The following is a 17,599-nucleotide window of genomic DNA, read 5'->3' on the forward strand; positions in this document are numbered from 1 at the left end:
CATGCTGAGAAGTTTCTACTGGCACGATTATGAAACCTGGGGAACCGATCCTGCGACGGATTGGCCCTGCCAGTTCGCCGGGATCAGAACCGATGCCGAATTGAATGAAATCGGGGAGCCTCTCAATATATTTTGCAAGCTACCCCGGGATCATCTGGCGCATCCCATGGCCTGTCTGGTCACCGGTTTGACACCACAGGCAGTCAACGAAAGGGGTATGGTTGAGCCGGAGTTTATTCGTCAGATTCATACCGAGTTGATGCAACCCGGAACCTGTGGCGTTGGCTACAACACAATTCGCTTTGATGATGAAGTGACTCGTAACAGTCTTTATCGAAACTTTTATGATCCCTATGCCAGAGAGTGGCAGAACGGAAACAGTCGCTGGGACCTTATTGATCTGGTGAGATTAACAGGAGCGCTGAGGCCTGAAGGTATAACCTGGCCCAAAAGAGAAGATGGTTTTAACAGTTACAAGCTGGAGGACCTGACTCAGGCGAACGGGATTGATCATGGTGACGCTCATGATGCTTTGTCAGATGTGAGAGCAACCATAGCGATGGCACGTCTGATACGTGAGCGGCAGCCCAGGGTCTTCAACTTTATCCTGAACCTCCGTAATAAGAGGGAGGTTTTCCAGCAGTTGAATCTAACAAAAAAAGAGGCTGTTGTTCATGTCTCCGGTATGTTTGGTGCTGACAGGCATTGTCTTGCTGTTGTGATGCCTCTCGCCATGCATCCCATCAATCGCAATGGGGTGGTAGTCTTTGACTTGTCTGTCTCTCCTGAAGTGCTGATGGACTTGTCGGTGGCAGAGATACAAGAGCGTTTATTCTCTCCCGCCAAAGAAGGACAGGAAAGGATTGCGCTGAAAGTGGTGCATATCAATAAATGCCCGGTGGTGGCTCCCTTGAAAGTACTCAGGCCTGAGGACCAGCAACGGCTGGGGATCGATCTGAATCTGAACTTAAAGAACAGGGAATGGCTGCTGCAGCATCCACAAGTGATGCAGAAGGTTCAGCAGGTATTTGACTCGGTGCCAGAAAAGGTTTCCAGCGATCCGGATCAGATGATCTATTCGGGTGGTTTTTTCTCAGAAGAAGATAAAGAGCGGATGCAGGTGGTCAGGTCTTCGGAGTCTTCCAGTCTGGTGAGACTGGGCTTTTCTTTCGATGATGCTCGATTGGATGAAATGTTGTTTCGTTATCGTGCACGACATTATCCAGAGACACTGGATGTCGAGGAGTTGGATGCGTGGGAATCATATCGAAAGTTGCGATTGTCTGACGGTGACAATCGGATTCTGGGCTATGGCTCGTTTTGGCAGGCTATAGATGAAGCCCGGGGGGTGGCTTCGATCGCACAGCAGGTTCTTCTTGATGAGTTGGCCGATTACGTCAGGAAGCTTGAATCATCTGTGAGTTGAAATGAATCAAACAGCAGCGGCTTCTCCTCCCCCTCCGATCACCTGGTTAAAGTGTTCAGCAAGTCGGCCATAAATAACGGGCTTTTCGATGTAGTCAACAGCCCCTGCCTTAATGGCCGCTACGGCAGTATGCACATCATTATGGTGTCCCAGAACGATGAAAGGAATATCATATTCATCCTCGTTCAGGGCCTCCAGAAGCTTTATAGCTTCTTCACTTTCTTTCTCATTCTCAGCAATGATGCAGTCAGGCTTTCTGCTCTGAATGGCCATCAACAGTTCACTGCTGTTGCTGAAGCATTCCAGTAGCATTGACTTCTCATCACACAGGCCGCGGATGGTGTCGGTAACATTTGTATCCTGTTCCAGTAGATACACGGTAGCTTTTGTTGCCAAGCTCATAGGGGCAGCCTTGATGGTCAATTCAATAACAATACTTGAGTCTTTTGCCGAGACGCCAGCTTCCGTAAGGCAATCAGGTAACCTGCCAGAAGGTGGAGAATCTGTTGTACTCATGCTCTGAAAGAAAGACCTGCTTTCTTAACACAGGGCATTTGTATCCAGCAGAGCGTTACCAGCAATGAAAGAAAAACTTTAGTCGCCATAAGGTAGATGATTTTTCTGAAATAATCGCTTTTTTGTTAATAAAGTATTCAGGTACCCTTGGTAGCCAAAAAAGTTTCGGTCATTTAAGAAAAATTGATCACTGTCTTCAGCTCTCTCAAAGCGTAATAGGAGTTTAGGATTAGACTCAAAATTGCTGAATGGAGGGATGTACTAGACGTTGTACGGGGACTACTTAAAAGGCGGCGCAAGGCTTCGCAGGGAATGTGGAGATAATTGAGAGGAGAGGTACAAGCGTGCAATGGACTGACAAGACACTGTGCAGACCACTAAAAGGAGGGTATGGACCCGGGGCGTTATCCATACAAGACGCCCCGGATTAAGGTCAGGCCTTGAAGTAAAATTCGCCTTCCAGGTGCTCTTTAACCTGCATAACCTGACGCACAAGGTGGGCCAGGGATTTGGTGCCCATTTTTTCCATCACACGAGAGCGGTGGATTTCTACCGTTCTCTGGCTCAGGTTGATGTCAGCAGCGATAACCTTGTTCGCCTTGCCTTCAACAACATGATGAAGGACTTCACGCTCACGGTCAGTTAGTGTGGAAAGACGACGAAGAATTTCTTTGTGCTCCAGCAGCTCACGACGCTGCTGCGCATCGAGTTTCAAGGCATCGTTAATCAGATCCAGAAGCTCCTGGTCACGGAACGGTTTCTGGATAAAATTCATTGCGCCATCCTTGATAGCCTGAACCGCCATCGGCACATCGCCGTGTCCGGTAATGAAAATAATAGGCAGAATGCAGTGCATTTCATTGAGCTTGCTCTGAAGCTCAAGCCCGCTCATTCCTGGCATACGAATGTCCAGAACGATGCATCCCGGACGGTTTTCATCGTAAACTTCCAGAAACTCGGCTGGGGAAAAAAAAGCCTCTACTGTCTGTCCAACAGACTTCATCAGCATTTTCAGCGAATCACGCACAGCCTCGTCATCGTCGATGATGAAAACGGTGGGCTCCTGCTTCATATCCTGTTGCTGCATAACGACTCCACTGTAACTGTATAAAAGTTGCCGTAAACGGATTAGTAATCAAACGCCGTCAGGCAGGAGAAAATTTGCGAAGGTAGAACCACATCATTCATTTTGTTACATGCTTAACGGCTGTGGAATTCGATCTCAGTGTAGCAGAGGTTTCTAACAATGCCTTGGAGTAACAATACGTCACGCTACTAATCTCTGTACCGTTTGATGCCTCTTTGACAGCATACACTAAGTGGGCTGCTCTGCCTGGATTTCGCTGGACGGCTTCTTGCGTACTTCAACCCAGTATACTGAGCTTTGATTATTGGATGTCCGATATTTCCAAGTCGTAATTACGTTTGAATGGTTTAGATAATTTCGCTTTCTACTGATCGCCTCACGGAATACGCAATCTTAATGAAAAAAATATACATTCCAAGTGGTAAATCTACTGTAAATGTACATTAAGTATGGGTAAGTATGCAGAAGGGGAGGTTTTGTGTGATACAACGGTGTGATGCTTCCCATTCCCCAGAGAGGGTCAGCGAACAGAGAATAAATAAACCGCACCGGCAGCAGTGCGGCTTTTCATGCGTCATTTGTCTTGTGTCTTGTGTCTTGTGTCTTGTGTCAATATAGACGACTGATTTTAACGATCAGTGTACCTTGCTGCTCAGGTCCAGTGGCGCAATCATGTTTTCTGGTTTGAGGATTTCGGCCAGTTGCTCATCCGTCAGCAAGCCTTCTTCCTTAACCAGGTCTACTACACGACGACCGGTCTTCAAGGCCGTTTTGGCAATACGGCTGGAGTTCTCGTAACCCAGATAGGGGTTAAGAGCGGTGACCAGGCCAACAGAGTTGTAGACATAATCCATACATATATCTTTGTTAGCAGTGATGCCCTTAACGCAGCGATCGGACAGCATGAACATACCGTTGGTGAGTTGCTGGATGGATTCCAGAATTTTGTAAACCAGTACCGGCTCAGCGTAGTTTAGCTGCAGCTGGGCTGCTTCAGAAGCCATGGTTACTACCAGATCGTTGCCAATAACGTGGAAAGCGATCTGGCTCATGGCCTCAGGAATAACCGGGTTAACCTTGCCTGGCATGATGGAAGAGCCAGGCTGCATTTCAGGCAGGTTGATGTCATTAAAACCACACAGAGGGCCGGAGGAGAGCAGTCGCAGGTCATTACTCATTTTGGACAGCTTTACGGCCATTCGCTTCAGGGCGCTGGAGAAAATGACAAAAGCGCCCATGTCAGAGGTGGCTTCTACCAAGTCACCCGCCAGAATCATATTCTGGCCGGAAATCTCAGACAGGTACTTAACTGCTAAGGGTGCGTAACGGTTGTCGGCAGTGATACCCGTACCAATAGCAGTACCACCCAGGTTGATTTCGCACAGCAGCTTGGCCATATCCTTGATACGGTCAATGTCTTCACCAATGGTGGTTGAAAAAGCACGGAATTCCTGGCCCAGCGTCATAGGCACGGCATCCTGCAGCTGGGTACGACCCATTTTCAGAACGTCCTTAAACTCTTCTGCTTTGACATCACAGGCGTTCTTCAGACTCTTGGCGGCTACAACCAGTTCGTTGTGCTTCAATACCATGGAAAGACGCATGGCCGTTGGGTAAACGTCATTGGTAGACTGAGCCATGTTGACGTGTGTGTTAGGGTGCAGGTGCTCGTATTGACCACGACGATATCCCATTAGTTCCAGTGCGCGGTTGGCAATGACTTCGTTGGCATTCATGTTAGTGGAGGTTCCGGCACCACCCTGAATCATGTCAACGGTGAACTGGTCATGCAGTTTACCGGCAATAATTTCGTCACAGGCGTCCGCGATGGCGTCGGCTTTCGCTGCGTCCAGCATTCCCAGATCACGGTTGGCCAGTGCGCAGGCTTTCTTAACCATGGCCAGGGCTTTCGGAATGTTAGAGAAGTGGTTCAGTGTGACACCGGAAATGTTGAAGTTTTCCAGGGCTCGCTGAGTCTGGATGCCATAGTAAGCCTCCCGGGGTACAGGGGCTTCACCCAGCAGATCATGCTCGATGCGGTATTCGTTCAGATCAGTATTATCCAGTGCCATTGATGTATCACCACTAAAAAGGAATATCGGCAACAAAAGGTGTGGAGTCTGGTTAACCACCACCTCAAAGAACAAGGGTTAGTCTGTTCCTGCTTAGAACATCCGGCAATATGAAATTCTACTTATCAAACTATTACAGATCTCATCATGAAAGGTCTTAACGGGCATTAACAGGTTATGAGCTTCGCCTTTGGCTATTCTTTTATATAGAGTTTCAAGGGCTTATTGCTAATGTTACTGAAACATATTCCAGGTTTGCTCTTCAACCCGGAAGCGAATGGTCTCAGATTCGTTCCCGGTATAATCAGACAGCCCCTCTAACGAAACTGGTTACGGTCTTTTTCCGGGAATCAGGACCGAAGACGGAATTTATACTCGACTAAGGAGTCAGTGCAATGGATGGCAGCAAGCTCCCAACGGGTCTTCAGCCCACATCAATGAACCCTCACGCAGCAGCGCCAGATGTCGGGGAAACGGAAAAGGTCGGGCGTAGCCGTCGTCAGAACAGAGTGGTCAAATCCATCAGGAATGTTCTGAAAAAGTTGTCAGGACTGGCTAAACGGACGCCTCGTGATGCTCCGATACAGCAGAGACAGGTTGCCATAGTCAGGCAGCCCGAACCCTGGAGGGTGTCTGGCAATACCCGCCCCCCGGCTCAGGCAGACAGCATTTTCAAACAGCAGGGCTATGTCTTTGACGAGGTGACAATGGATCAGGGTGACAAGCCTGAGGTTCAAAGGGCTTATCAGCAGGCCAGAAATCAGTATGAGAGTGCGGCCGTCTCTGTAGCGAAAGAAGTGCTCAGTGAAGCCCGGCAACAGACGGATAGTGGTGAGCTGATTCTGGCAATGAAAGAGTTCATCCAGCAGCATGAGCAAAAGATTCATCAGGACTATGAACCCGTAACGAAAGAGATGTTGGATGATCTTCGGAAGCTCCCTCATAAACTCCTCAACGAATTATCTCTGAGAAATGTCGATAGAGAGGTTGCTGGTGAAGTGTTCAAGATGCATCTGCAGGAAAGCAGGGATACCCAGACCCTTTTAAATCACTACCAGATGCCCGTGTCCGATGCTGAGGTGGCTGTTCCCGGCAGTACTCATGACCACAAAGAGTTTTTCAAGTTACAAAAGCTACAGTTTGATACCGCCAGAGAGGTTCTGAATAATAAACTTCAGTCGGCCCGGGGCGAGGGGGATAAAGAGGTTGCGGCGCGATTGACCAATCTTGATCGACAGCTATTGAATGAGTTAGGACGACTTCAGCAAACGGTTCAGTTAAAAGGCGATGAACCTGTCAGCAAAGAAGAGATGCGCAAGGCCAACGAAGATTATCCGAAAATGCTGCAGGATGCCCTGGTGTCAGCAGGGGTTGATAAACAAACCGTGGCCAGCGATTTCGAGGCGGCTTATATCAACCAGTTAAATAATCGTTCCTGGAAAACGACAGAAAAATCTTTTTCTCAGGCTGGTATTGAATTCATTTCCAGGCAGCAGCCTGCGGCTGAAATCAGAGTGCCTGAGTCTGTAAAGGGTGAAGTATCCCGCCTGTATGATATTGACTATGAAGGTCGTGGGGTCGGCTGTCTTGATTCCACCAATACAGATCATGCCACAAGCCTGAATCGCAGTGATTTTTCGATTAATAATAGCAATGTCTATACTGGCATACGGCATGGGATTGCTGATCCCTATGGTGTCAAAGGGAATCCGGATCTCAGGGCTGAAGGGGGGAAAGCGAGGGTCAAGGAAATCCTGCTTTCGGCCCTTGCAACCCGGCCTGATATTTTTGAACAAGCTCTGGCAGCAGCAGAAGGAGGGCCAGTTCCGACCCTGATGACGACTTCCACTTCTCTGGTCACTACCGGTCTGGGTTCTGGAAAAGAGAGAAAAATCCAAAAAGCTCAGAATGAAGCTTTCAAACACTTTACCGATCCTGCAAAGCAACCTGTTACACTAGAACTTCCGGGGGCTGATGGACAGACCCGAACCATCAAACTTAATTTCAAACAGGCACGCTTTAACATTCCTGTAAACTGGGGTGGGGTGGGTGGCGCTTCTCTGTTAACAGGTGGGCGATCTTTCCAGAAAAAAATGAACGATCCTGCTATGGAAATGCTGGTGGGCAAGTCAGATAAAGCGGGCATTCAAGGGGGGATGGCCGGTGAATTTCTCAGTAATATCTCAAAGAAAGGTGAGGCCATCATGGCGCAGGCCAGGGGCGCCGAAGCGGCTGGTGATAGAAAAAAAGTCTCTGAACTGAATGCTCAACTGGATCAGTTAAAAAGGGATGCTCGATCAGTAGAGGATCTCACTGCCCAGATTAAGTCGATCTATAAAAAAGGTCGGCACTACCATCATCATCATGATGCCTATAAACTGGCGTGCAGAGTAGCCCTGTTGACTCATAAAGTGGGGGCTGTGCCAATATCCAATTGCAAAAGCGGTAAAGACAGAACTGGAATGCTGGATGCCGAAATCAAGTTTCTGGCGGCCAGAATTAATCCGGAAACTGGCAAAGTACCTGAGCCTGGGCCTATTTTGGATCCTGCTGACAGAGCCTTGTTCCAGACGATTCTCCGGGAAAGCGGTAATCTGGAAGTTCAGGAACAAAACGTGGGTGTCCGGGGGTATAAAACAGAACATGTTAAATCGATCACCGAAAGAGTTGGTGATCCTGACATTCGTGAAGAAGTCAGAGGGCTTTCCAAAATAGTGCGCTCCTGAGGAATTTTGTCTGTATGGCGCGGTCTAAGCTGGATGGGAAACAGAAATCAAACATACCGGGAGACACATTTATGAATAATAGGATCAAACACACAGGGATCGTCTTGCTGCTTTCATTCTCTCTGGCCGGTTGTACGACCGATCAGACAGGGACTACCTACTCTGCTTCTGAAGCGCGTCAAATGCAGACAGTCCGGTTTGGTACAGTAGCTGAATCCAGACTGGTCAAACTGGAAGGTACCCAGGGCGAGGTTGGTACTGTGGCGGGTGCAGCGGTGGGTGGTATTGCCGCTTCCAGTATTGGTGGTCAGCGTGAAAGCGCCATTGCTGCAGTAGCTGGAGCCGTTGCCGGTGGTGTTTTGGGTAATATGGCCGAGAAGAAAATTACTTCTAAGCAAGGGGTTGAGCTGACAGTGAGGCTGGATGATGGCTCTTATGTTTCTGTTGTTCAACAGGTTGACCCTGCGGTTAACTTCGCTGCGGGCGATAAGGTAAAGATCCTTACCCAGGGCACTGCCAGTCGGGTTGTTAAGGTGCAGTGAAGTAAAGGTGGATGGGCTTGCTCAAAGCCCTCTGACAGCTTCTCAGAGGATCTCCTGAGGTCTCAAAAGGTAATACTCTACAAACAGTTTTGGCTTATTATCCACTTTAAATTTGGTCACAGGCTCAAATGCAAAACGTCCCAAAAATTCAGCCTCAGGGTAGTTCTTTTCAAGCCGACGCCTGACCTCTCCTGAGTACCGTTTGCCATCCATTATGACAATGATCCCGCCTTTATTGCGGAAATCTTCTTCTTTCATCCAGAGACTTTCTTCCCGGTTCAGGCCAAAATATGGAATGGTTTTTCGATTGCGGCTATACGCCACCAGTTCAGCAACGTGGTAGTGAAGGCCGCCCAGATAAGGCATGTAACGGTCGTTCTCAGGGTGATCTCCCTGATGTAATGCCCATAATTCTTCCGCTTTTAGCATCTGGGCCCGTAGAGGCGTGAATTCCACCGAATCCCAGTAATCCTCATCAAAGACAGGTTTGAACAGCAAGTAGCTGCATCTCAATGAGACAAACAATAGCCCAGTGAATAAACACCAGAACGCCACTCTCTTGAAACGCTGGTCATCAATCAATGGACGAGTCCAGGCCAGCAATAGCAGGGGCAGCCAGGCAAAGTAGGGGGTAGCCCACCGGGATACGAGCTTTTCACCGGTTATCAGTCCAAACAAGAGTGTAAAAGCGAATGGACCTGTAGCTATGGCGATTAGAAATACTTTTTTGAAGCGATCATAATCGACAAGAAGCTTGGGGGCTCTGAAAAGTGGGATCATTAGAAGGAAAAATACAAGAACATTACCCAGGTTGTTCTTAATAAAGTCCAAAGGAAATATCAGATGATCCCAGTTTGAACCTGTTCCGTAACGATCACTGTCAACGTAGTTTTCTCCCAGATAGCTTACTGCCGCAAATTCATGCTCCCATAGCCAATATAGATGGGGGGAGGCGATGGCCAGAGACAGAATCCCGCCCAACCAAGGGCCAATGGAGGAAAGAGCGAGGTTGCCTTCCCGGGTGATTAAAAGAACAATCAGTAAGGGAACAAACAATACAGCGACCTGATATTTAGTCAGGATGGCCAGTCCTGACATGATTCCAGTCAGCAGCCAATAACCCAGAGATTGGCGGGTCACTGCAAAATAAAAAGTCAGGACAAGAAAGGCCCAGATTGGGTGCTGAAGCGTATCTGGTGTTAGCCTTTCTACCCGGTTGCTGTAAAAGAGAATGCCCTGTAACAGAAAGACCGCCAGCAGTGCGCCTGCCTCGGTTAAATATTCTCTTGCAAGACGCCAGACAGCAATAAAAGCAATCACTACGCTGATCTGGGCAAATAGATAGACAGGCCAGTCGCTGGCGTCACTTAAGTTTGAGGAAAGAGCGGCAGTCCAGGCTGCCAATGGAGGATGTTTTTCATACCCCCATTGCCAGAGATTCCCCCAGGCAATGCCTTCAAGTGTGTCAGAGTGAAGCGTGTTTCTGACTATCCAGGGACCGAGGGTCCAGAAAATTAGCTGGAAAAAGCAGATCAGGCTGAGCCAGCGAAAAGGGTGTTTTATTACCACGGATGAGGGTGAAGAGTCAGCAATCATTGCTTCATTCTGCACAGATCCACTCCTGTTTGTTGACAGCTGTCTGGAAATTGTTGGCTCGATAAATAATCAAATTCTAACTGTCTGGCTTTTGGATGATCGAGTTTTTTTTGTCCCGCGGTTTTACCAGGGTGGCACATGATTAGCCCTCTGTCGTATGAATCAGAGAGCCACGATGACATCAGGGTTGCGTAGTTTACTTCCGGTTTCAGTGAATAAACACCAGCAAAGGAAGTATTGGTATTGATGCCCTGATTGATCAATTCACGGAGTAGGTTCTTACTACCGGAACCTTCAATAATATAGCTTTTCAGTTTTCCACCGTGACGGATAACCGGGGTAACGCTTCTCACCCAGAAAGAAGGTGCGGGCTTATGAGCGTCTAATACCGATAACAGAGCATTACGCACCATGGGCAGGTGGTGTATATGCTGATGGCCATCAACAAAGTCCGGGGCTCTGCCGGTAGCGTCTATAAAATGCTGATATTGCGTCGTTATTTCTTCCACCATTGCAGTCCTGTCCAGCAAGCGAAGATGGCTCCTGATTAATAGCTGATTCAGGCTGGGGAACCCGTCCTTGTAAAAGGAACTGAGGCCTTTTCCTTCTGTTAAATTCAGATGCAGGCCAATATCAACCTTTTCCCGGATGTTCGTCAGGCTTCTTGCCTGCTTTACCCAGTCAGGGCCAGTGACGAGGCAGCTAGTGGCCTGAATTGTGCCCTGACTGGCCAGCTGCAGAATAGCTTCTGATACCCCGGGGTGTATCCCATAATCATCTGCGCACAATGTTATTCTTTTCATTTAAAGGCCCAGTATTTGCTCAGGGTATAAGTGACCAAAGGTATTGTGGCCAAAACGATAAAGCTGGCCATCAGATAATTTAAAGCGGTGTAGGTTAACAGGAGGGTATAAAGCGACTGATTGAGTACAAAGCTGCAGAGTAACTGAACCAGCAGGAATTTCACCAGAGCATTGCGATGAACATGCTGCTTGTGATTAAAAGTCCACAGTGAATGCCCCAGGTAGCTTACGACAAAAGCCAGAATGAAAGCGGCAGGGTTGGCCAGCAATGGGGCTAATTGAGTCAGGTCTACCAGAAGCCAGAGGACCCAGAGGTGAACAGCTGCAGCCGCAGCACCGGTGACAATAAACTTAATCGGTCGCATTACTGTCCTTCTGATTTTTGAATCCCAGCTGTCTTTGTATCAGGTACATTGGGCGTTTTTTCACTTCGCAGAAAATACCGGCAATATACTCACCCAGTATCCAGAGAGACAAAAGCTGTATGCCACCGATAAAGGTGATAGCGACAATAACCGTGGGCCAGCCTGGCAGAGGTGCACCGAGAACAAGGGTTCGAAAGATGATAAAGAATGCATAAAAAACCGAGATAAATGAAATAATCAGTCCGAGCCCACCTACAATCCTTAGCGGTAGAGTAGTGAATGCGGTAATGCCTGAAAGAGCCAGACTGGTCAGTTTGCCGTAGCCCCAGCCGGACTGTCCCGCTAGCCGGCTTCTGACCTGAAAGGGTAGGCCTATACTCTTGTAACCCACCCAGGCATAGATGCCTTTCATGAACCGGCTGCGTTCTGGCATGGCTTTCAGGGCATCGACAACGACCTTGTCCATTAGTCGGAAGTCGCCTGCGTGAGCCGGTACATCAATGCCTGTGCTGGAATGCATGATTCGATAAAAAAATTGTGCGCCTTTCTTTTTCAGGAAAGATTCGTTTTCCCTATCTTGACGAACGCCGTAAACCATCTGGTAACCCTGCCGCCAGTAATCAACAAAAACAGGAATCATTTCCAGAGGGTGCTGAAAGTCTGCATCGATCAGAACCACAGCGTCACCGGAAGTGGCATCAATTCCGGCAGTTAATGCGGTTTCCTTGCCGAAGTTTCTTGATAGCTCTACCAGCTTGATCCTCGGGTCATCACAGAATGGCTCGACCAGTTCAACTGTTTTGTCGGTGCTGCCATCATCCACCACAATAATTTCAAAACGCTCAGTGATGGCTTCCAGTTGCTCTTTCAGTGTTTCCATGAACTGACTAATAACCGGACTTTCGTTGAAAACCGGCACCACACAGCTGAGTAAAAATGAGTTATTAACGGGCATCTTGTCTCCGGCTCGATAATTTATAGGGTCATGAGTCTCGCGCCTCATCCTTGAATAGGGAGCGTTACATCCGACTCATGGCTACTTTTGATTGTTATTATTTATCGGCTTGACACTGTTTCCAGTAAGGCTCAATTCATTCAACTGCAGAAAAAGAAAAAGGTTCCTCTTCGGTAAAAATGCCACCTCCATCGTAGTGGCTGATTGAGCACTTCCGGCTCATTCTTGTGGCTATAAATTGAGCAAAGGTCTGCATCCATAGTGGTATGGTGTCAGTGAAAAAGCAAGTCGCGATCATAGTTTGGCAGGACTGAAACAGGATTGGGGATGACTCCTTGTCGTTATCAGAATCTTTTAGCCGGAGCATTCTGTCAGCCCGTGGCACAGAAGCATGACCAATGTCCTGTTGTCTGATAGTGTATAGTCCGGATTGTGAGATCATACACGGACCTTTTGACGGAGTAGCTATGAGAAAGGAGCATCTGATCGCCCTGGTATTTGGCATTGGTATTCTGGCTGTTGCCGCATTGCTTTACCTGATGCAACCCGTTGCTGAGCCCCAGCAGGAAGTTACTAACAGTATACTTGTTGAGACTCCCGTTGAACCCGAGGTAGAAATCAGGGCGCCTGAAGAAGACGATGGCTTCCCTTCGCAGAGCGGTGATGTGACACGGATTATTATTGATGATGAAGCAGAGGATATCAGTGATATTCTGTCTGAGAAGGTTCTGATTAACGACGAAGTGGTGGACCAGAGCGAATTGGATGAAATGGATTAGTGAGATATTTCGGTTGAGGCTTGTTGATTACAAGTTTATGGGTAATATCTCACAAAGCCTGAAGGTTTTTTCCTGCATTCTGTCCACCATTGGGTTGATAGATTGAAGGTGCATGGACAGCGAATTCACACGGATGTGAACCTACCATGGATAAACGGGTAATTGCCCTGAATCTCATCTCAGGGTTCTCGCCCAGCCTTGCCTTTGTTGTGATCAGTTATAAAATCTCCATGAAGTATTCTCATCAGAATGTTTGAGCATTCTCCGGGATAATGGCCCGATGATTCCAGTCATGTTTTTGTTAAAATACAAATCAGATTCACTCCGAAGCTAAATTCAGGTTTTTGGAATAGACTGCGTATCTGACTTATGGCTTATTGGACTCTTACTGAGAGTTCAGATGGATTTATAAGATGTCACCTTTCATAGAACCCGAAATTCTGGAAACCCTGCTCACTGACCCTGAAGTTGTTGTCCTTGATGCCCGCTTTAGTCTCTTTGATCCCACACTGGGGCAGACTCTCTACAGTCAGGGGCACATCCCTGGTGCCCGATACATTGATCTGGAGAAAGATCTTTCTGCAGCGGTAGTTCCCGGGAAAAGCAGCAGGCATCCTCTTCCGGAGCCCGAGGTGTTTGTTGAACGATTGAGAAATCTGGGTATCAGCAAAACAACCCATGTCGTTGTTTATGATGAGGCTGATTATACTATGGCTGCCCGAGCGTGGTGGCAATTGCATTGGGTTGGTGTGAAATCTGTTCAGGTTTTGTATGGTGGCTTCAAGAGTTGGACTGCTGGCTGCTATCCTGTGACGACTGAAACACCTGTCGTTACCCTCTCTGACTTTACGGCTAACGTTAATCACAGCATGACGGTCTCTGCCAATGAAGTTATGGAACAATTGCAAAATCCGGCTTTTCGTTTGATAGATGCCCGCGCTCCTGAGCGTTTTGCCGGAGAGGTAGAGCCTCTTGACACTAAAGCAGGTCATATACCCGGGGCTATCTGTTATCCATTCACTTCAAATATGGATGATTCAGGTTCTTTTCTTTCTGCAGAGCAGTTGCAAAAACAGTTGGGTAATCTGATGGTGGATGGGCTTGACCCTGTGTTCTACTGCGGCTCCGGTGTTACTGCCTGTCATAACCTTCTCGCTATGGAATACGCCGGTTTGTCGGGTGCCAAACTGTATCCGGGTTCATGGAGTGAGTGGATTACCGATGAAAGCAGGCCCATAGCAACTGGTTTGAATTGAAGCTATGTGCAATCCGGTTGAAAGCCTCCGGGGCAGGATGTTCCCGCCACAAGCGACTAATGACTGAACTCTGTATACTGTGCACTTTTCATCGAATGCGCTAAGGGCAGAGAAATGGGCAGCAGTTATAGATTCCCGATTGGTACTCCTGGTCAAAAGTGGGGAGAGGAAGAGCGTAAAACCTGGTATGAACAAGCCACTATTAAACGTGAATACCAGAAGGAAGTTGTGCCCAAAATCATGGCTTTGAAAGAGCACTACGATGTTGAGCAGTATGGTGCCCTGTCCTACGATGTTGAACGTTTTCCCCTCTATGCCATCAAGAGCCGAAACTGGGACTCCAGCAAGCCCGTTGCTCTGGTGACCGGTGGAGTCCACGGATATGAAACCAGCGGAGTCCACGGTGCGTTAAAGTTTTTGGAAGCCGAGGCTCTGAATTTTGTAGATCACTTCAATATCCTGGTGGCGCCTTGTATCAGCCCATGGGGTTATGAAACCATCAATCGCTGGAATCCCAACGCCATTGATCCTAACCGTTCCTTTTATAAAGACAGTCCGGCGGAAGAGTCTGCCAACTTGATGAAGCTGGTGGCGGGTTTGGAGCAGGAGGTATTGATTCACATCGATCTGCATGAAACTACAGATACCGATGAAACAGAATTTCGTCCAGCTCTGGCAGCACGGGATGGTGAAGACTATCTGGAAGGAGGAATACCTGATGGTTTCTATACGGTTGGCGATACTGAAAACCCTGTTCCCGAATTCCAAAAGGCTGTGATTGATTCTGTCAGGCAGGTGACGCACATAGCACCCGCAGATGCTCAGGGCAATATTATTGGTTCCCCGGTGACTCAGGAAGGTGTGATCCACTATCCAATGAAAAAGCTGGGCCTGTGTGGTGGTTTGACAGACTGTAAGTTTGGTACGACGACGGAAGTTTATCCGGATAGCCCAAAAGTGACAGACGAAGAGTGCAATGATGCTCAGGTCACAGCCGTTGTTGGCGGTCTCAAGTATGTGATCGGTCAACTCTGATTGTGAACCGGCGTTTCCTGCTGTCCGCAATGACTGCAGGAAACATCTGCCGCAAACTGGCTCCGGGAAAATATAAACTGACAGGATTCCGGATCATCAGCGCAGCGGAGTCAGCTCGCGAATATCTTTTTCCATGGCCAGCTTACTGACGACCTGATTCTGACTGGTAAAGCCTGTGACAGACATTTTTACTTCGTAGTGGCCTCTCTCTGGAACCAGTTCAGCAGAAAAATTGCTGATCTTCAGACCGTCTTCTGCACTGGAATTCAGTACTTTTTCAAGATTGTCCAGGCTACCTGTGGTGACCAGTCTGAGTTTAAGCACGCTCACTGTATTCTCCTTCTTTTCCCGTGATGCTTTATTCCGCAAGGGCAAAAAAAAAGCCCCCGGACCTTCTCTTGGTGCGGGGGCTGCGTTCTCTGCTTTTCAGCTATCCACGACAGGCCCCGCAGCACATAATAATGCCACGTTTCATCATGGTTTTGGTCACGGATAGCATAGAATTCATCTTGGTTAATGCGCTTGGCTAAATTTCCAGTGCATTGTATATCAAATTTTTCAATTGTGTGTAAAGGCTTTTTACTGAGAGACTCAAAGTCAAAAAAAGCTGCCCGGTTGTCTCAGGTTAGGCTTTATCCATTACTTTCATGTAAAATGACCCGTTATGTTCATGAGGCAATACGACGCCCTGAGAGGAGTAAATGAAACAATGGCAAGTTGATAGCTGGAGAGAAATGCCTGTCATCCAGCTGCCGGTATACCCCGATCAAGATCACCTTCAACAGGTGGAACAGCAGTTGCACCGCATGCCGCCACTGGTCTTTGCCGGTGAGGTAAGGGCTTTGCGCCAGAAGCTGGCAACTGCTACTCAGGGCAAAGCATTTCTCTTGCAAGGTGGTGACTGTGCTGAGAGCTTTCTGGAGTTCTCGGCAGATAATATTCGGGATACCTTCAAGGTCTTGATGCAGATGGCTGTTGTGCTGACATTTGGCGCCAGCTGTCCAGTCATCAAGGTAGGCCGAATGGCTGGCCAGTTTGCCAAGCCCCGCTCGTCAGGTACCGAAGTCATAGAGGGTATTGAGCTGCCGATTTATCGCGGCGACATCATTAATGGTATGGAGGCCACAGCCGAGTCCAGGATTCCAGATCCTCAGAGAATGCTTGATGCCTATCATCAGGCATCATCGACTCTGAACCTGCTCAGGGCTTTTGCCCAGGGGGGGCTCGCATCCCTGGAACAGGTTCATGCCTGGAATCTGGATTTTGTCGCCAGCAGCCCACAGTCTGAGCAATACAGTCATCTGGCCGATCGAATTGATGAAGCGCTTGATTTTATGAAGGCCTGTGGTATTTCTTCCGAGCATTCCAGAGTGATCAGTGAGACTGATTTTTATACCTCCCATGAGGCTCTGTTGCTGCCTTATGAGCAGGCCATGACCCGTCAGGACAGCCTCTCCGGCAACTGGTATGACTGCTCGGCACATATGCTCTGGGTAGGTGACAGGACTCGGCAGGTTGAAGGTGGTCACGTTGAATTCGTTCGGGGTATCAGCAATCCAATTGGTCTGAAAGCGGGTCCAACCATGCCTCCGGAAGATCTGATTCGCCTGATTGATCTGATCAACCCGGATAACGAAGCCGGTCGTCTGAATGTGATTGTGCGTATGGGTGCTGATAATGTTGAAAAGCATCTGCCAGAGCTGATTCGAGCTGTCGAGCGAGAAGGGCGCCAGGTGTTGTGGAGCTGTGATCCCATGCACGGCAATACATTCAAGGCTTCTAACGGTTACAAGACACGTGAGGTCAGCCGAATTCTGCGTGAAGTGAAACAGTTCTTTGCGGTTCACCAGGCAGAAGGCACCTATGCTGGCGGTGTTCACTTTGAAATGACCGGTCAGAAGGTTACAGAGTGCATTGGTGGCTCCCGTGCAGTGACTGAAGATTCTCTGGGTAATCGCTATCATACTCACTGTGATCCAAGACTGAATGCCGATCAGGCGCTGGAACTGGCTTTCATGATTTCCGATACTTTAAAAGACTGTCGTAAATTGCGAGAAAGTTGATCACGATGATTTAGTCGGACAGGGGCCTTCGGGGAGGAGCGGTGAATGGTGTTGTTAATGCCGCCAACTCAGCAAGGAGGGGTTGGTGTTAATGACTTCTTCAATGGCTATCATTAAGCAGGAATCTTCCCGGCTTGGCTAAGAAAGTAACCATCAGCGGAAAAAACACCTTACACTACAAAAGACGTTCTTGAGCAAGTTGAAGGGTGTTCTTTTTTTAGTCGGCTGAATTTTGTGGCAAATACTTTTGTCAAAGGCGAATCATTTTGGTAGATTAGCCGCCGTTCCGTGACGGGGTCTTAAGAGCCTGTCGCGAAAAAAAGACGGGGTATAGCGCAGTCTGGTAGCGCGCCTGCTTTGGGAGCAGGATGTCGGGAG

At 48.3% G+C, this 17,599-nt stretch carries 16 protein-coding genes; 7 read left to right on the top strand and 9 right to left on the bottom strand.

Annotation, left to right across the window (positions count from 1 at the left end; translation table 11 throughout):
- The first annotated feature begins 1 nt into the window (after position 1).
- Positions 2–1,426: an exodeoxyribonuclease I gene (gene sbcB, locus KDK17_RS01765; protein WP_257287206.1), complete on the top strand. Its 1,425-nt coding sequence runs from the start codon at positions 2–4 to the stop codon at positions 1,424–1,426.
- Between the two features lie 6 nt (positions 1,427–1,432).
- Here sbcB and KDK17_RS01770 read toward each other — a convergent pair whose 3' ends face one another.
- From KDK17_RS01770 to aspA, 3 genes are all read right to left on the bottom strand, one after another.
- Positions 1,433–1,942: a response regulator gene (locus KDK17_RS01770; RefSeq protein WP_257275983.1), complete on the bottom strand. Its 510-nt coding sequence runs from the start codon at positions 1,940–1,942 to the stop codon at positions 1,433–1,435.
- Between the two features lie 433 nt (positions 1,943–2,375).
- Positions 2,376–3,029: a response regulator transcription factor gene (locus KDK17_RS01775; RefSeq protein WP_257275982.1), complete on the bottom strand. Its 654-nt coding sequence runs from the start codon at positions 3,027–3,029 to the stop codon at positions 2,376–2,378.
- A gap of 635 nt (positions 3,030–3,664) precedes the next feature.
- Complete coding sequence (gene aspA, locus KDK17_RS01780) at positions 3,665–5,101, bottom strand: aspartate ammonia-lyase (protein WP_257275985.1); 1,437 nt, start codon at positions 5,099–5,101, stop codon at positions 3,665–3,667.
- A gap of 395 nt (positions 5,102–5,496) precedes the next feature.
- Here aspA and KDK17_RS01785 point away from each other — a divergent pair, with 395 nt between their 5' ends.
- Both KDK17_RS01785 and KDK17_RS01790 read left to right on the top strand, forming a co-directional pair.
- On the top strand, positions 5,497–7,827 hold the full coding sequence (locus KDK17_RS01785) for an inositol phosphate phosphatase SopB (RefSeq protein ID WP_257275980.1): 2,331 nt from the start codon (positions 5,497–5,499) through the stop codon (positions 7,825–7,827).
- 71 nt (positions 7,828–7,898) lie between these two features.
- Positions 7,899–8,369: a glycine zipper 2TM domain-containing protein gene (locus KDK17_RS01790; protein WP_257275978.1), complete on the top strand. Its 471-nt coding sequence runs from the start codon at positions 7,899–7,901 to the stop codon at positions 8,367–8,369.
- A gap of 42 nt (positions 8,370–8,411) precedes the next feature.
- Here KDK17_RS01790 and KDK17_RS01795 read toward each other — a convergent pair whose 3' ends face one another.
- The 5 genes from KDK17_RS01795 to KDK17_RS01815 form a co-directional block, all read right to left on the bottom strand.
- Positions 8,412–9,980 (bottom strand): glycosyltransferase family 39 protein, encoded by a 1,569-nt coding sequence (locus KDK17_RS01795; RefSeq protein ID WP_257287207.1) that lies wholly within the window; start codon positions 9,978–9,980, stop codon positions 8,412–8,414.
- On the bottom strand, positions 9,962–10,768 hold the full coding sequence (locus KDK17_RS01800) for a ChbG/HpnK family deacetylase (RefSeq protein ID WP_257287208.1): 807 nt from the start codon (positions 10,766–10,768) through the stop codon (positions 9,962–9,964). Before KDK17_RS01800 ends, KDK17_RS01795 begins: the two co-directional genes overlap by 19 nt.
- The gene (locus KDK17_RS01805; protein ID WP_257280454.1) at positions 10,765–11,133 is read right to left on the bottom strand and encodes a GtrA family protein; all 369 of its coding nucleotides are present in this window, start codon (positions 11,131–11,133) and stop codon (positions 10,765–10,767) included. Before KDK17_RS01805 ends, KDK17_RS01800 begins: the two co-directional genes overlap by 4 nt.
- Positions 11,120–12,088 (bottom strand): glycosyltransferase family 2 protein, encoded by a 969-nt coding sequence (locus KDK17_RS01810; protein WP_257275972.1) that lies wholly within the window; start codon positions 12,086–12,088, stop codon positions 11,120–11,122. The genes KDK17_RS01805 and KDK17_RS01810 overlap by 14 nt, the downstream gene beginning before the upstream one ends.
- Positions 12,089–12,224: 136 nt before the next feature.
- On the bottom strand, positions 12,225–12,530 hold the full coding sequence (locus KDK17_RS01815) for a hypothetical protein (protein WP_257275970.1): 306 nt from the start codon (positions 12,528–12,530) through the stop codon (positions 12,225–12,227).
- Between the two features lie 25 nt (positions 12,531–12,555).
- Here KDK17_RS01815 and KDK17_RS01820 point away from each other — a divergent pair, with 25 nt between their 5' ends.
- The 3 genes from KDK17_RS01820 to KDK17_RS01830 all read left to right on the top strand — a co-directional run bounded on the left by KDK17_RS01820 (position 12,556) and on the right by KDK17_RS01830 (position 15,158).
- Entirely contained in the window at positions 12,556–12,867 is a 312-nt protein-coding gene (locus KDK17_RS01820) for a hypothetical protein (protein WP_257275968.1), read from the top strand.
- A 413-nt stretch (positions 12,868–13,280) separates the two neighbouring features.
- Positions 13,281–14,123, top strand: coding sequence for a sulfurtransferase (locus KDK17_RS01825; RefSeq protein WP_257275967.1), 843 nt, complete (start codon positions 13,281–13,283; stop codon positions 14,121–14,123).
- 114 nt (positions 14,124–14,237) lie between these two features.
- Positions 14,238–15,158 (top strand): M14 family metallocarboxypeptidase, encoded by a 921-nt coding sequence (locus KDK17_RS01830; RefSeq protein ID WP_257280457.1) that lies wholly within the window; start codon positions 14,238–14,240, stop codon positions 15,156–15,158.
- A gap of 96 nt (positions 15,159–15,254) precedes the next feature.
- Here KDK17_RS01830 and KDK17_RS01835 read toward each other — a convergent pair whose 3' ends face one another.
- Positions 15,255–15,488: a hypothetical protein gene (locus KDK17_RS01835; RefSeq protein WP_257275964.1), complete on the bottom strand. Its 234-nt coding sequence runs from the start codon at positions 15,486–15,488 to the stop codon at positions 15,255–15,257.
- Between the two features lie 371 nt (positions 15,489–15,859).
- Here KDK17_RS01835 and KDK17_RS01840 point away from each other — a divergent pair, with 371 nt between their 5' ends.
- Positions 15,860–17,221: a class II 3-deoxy-7-phosphoheptulonate synthase gene (locus tag KDK17_RS01840; RefSeq protein WP_257275962.1), complete on the top strand. Its 1,362-nt coding sequence runs from the start codon at positions 15,860–15,862 to the stop codon at positions 17,219–17,221.
- Positions 17,222–17,599: the final 378 nt, after the last annotated feature.

Source organism: Endozoicomonas sp. SESOKO2 (assembly GCF_024606245.1).
GTDB lineage: Bacteria > Pseudomonadota > Gammaproteobacteria > Pseudomonadales > Endozoicomonadaceae > Endozoicomonas_A.

Excerpts from the sequence above, each read along its gene's own strand:
- KDK17_RS01805 (WP_257280454.1), bottom strand. The coding sequence starts at position 11,133 with ATGCGACCGATTAAGTTTATTGTCACCGGTGCTGCGGCTGCAGCTGTT.
- KDK17_RS01815 (WP_257275970.1), bottom strand. The coding sequence starts at position 12,530 with ATGATCTCACAATCCGGACTATACACTATCAGACAACAGGACATTGGT.
- aspA (WP_257275985.1), bottom strand. The coding sequence starts at position 5,101 with ATGGCACTGGATAATACTGATCTGAACGAATACCGCATCGAGCATGAT.
- KDK17_RS01775 (WP_257275982.1), bottom strand. The coding sequence starts at position 3,029 with ATGCAGCAACAGGATATGAAGCAGGAGCCCACCGTTTTCATCATCGAC.
- KDK17_RS01840 (WP_257275962.1), top strand. The coding sequence starts at position 15,860 with ATGAAACAATGGCAAGTTGATAGCTGGAGAGAAATGCCTGTCATCCAG.
- KDK17_RS01785 (WP_257275980.1), top strand. The coding sequence starts at position 5,497 with ATGGATGGCAGCAAGCTCCCAACGGGTCTTCAGCCCACATCAATGAAC.
- KDK17_RS01820 (WP_257275968.1), top strand. The coding sequence starts at position 12,556 with ATGAGAAAGGAGCATCTGATCGCCCTGGTATTTGGCATTGGTATTCTG.
- KDK17_RS01790 (WP_257275978.1), top strand. The coding sequence starts at position 7,899 with ATGAATAATAGGATCAAACACACAGGGATCGTCTTGCTGCTTTCATTC.
- sbcB (WP_257287206.1), top strand. The coding sequence starts at position 2 with ATGCTGAGAAGTTTCTACTGGCACGATTATGAAACCTGGGGAACCGAT.
- KDK17_RS01810 (WP_257275972.1), bottom strand. The coding sequence starts at position 12,088 with ATGCCCGTTAATAACTCATTTTTACTCAGCTGTGTGGTGCCGGTTTTC.
- KDK17_RS01800 (WP_257287208.1), bottom strand. The coding sequence starts at position 10,768 with ATGAAAAGAATAACATTGTGCGCAGATGATTATGGGATACACCCCGGG.
- KDK17_RS01825 (WP_257275967.1), top strand. The coding sequence starts at position 13,281 with ATGTCACCTTTCATAGAACCCGAAATTCTGGAAACCCTGCTCACTGAC.
- KDK17_RS01830 (WP_257280457.1), top strand. The coding sequence starts at position 14,238 with ATGGGCAGCAGTTATAGATTCCCGATTGGTACTCCTGGTCAAAAGTGG.
- KDK17_RS01770 (WP_257275983.1), bottom strand. The coding sequence starts at position 1,942 with ATGAGTACAACAGATTCTCCACCTTCTGGCAGGTTACCTGATTGCCTT.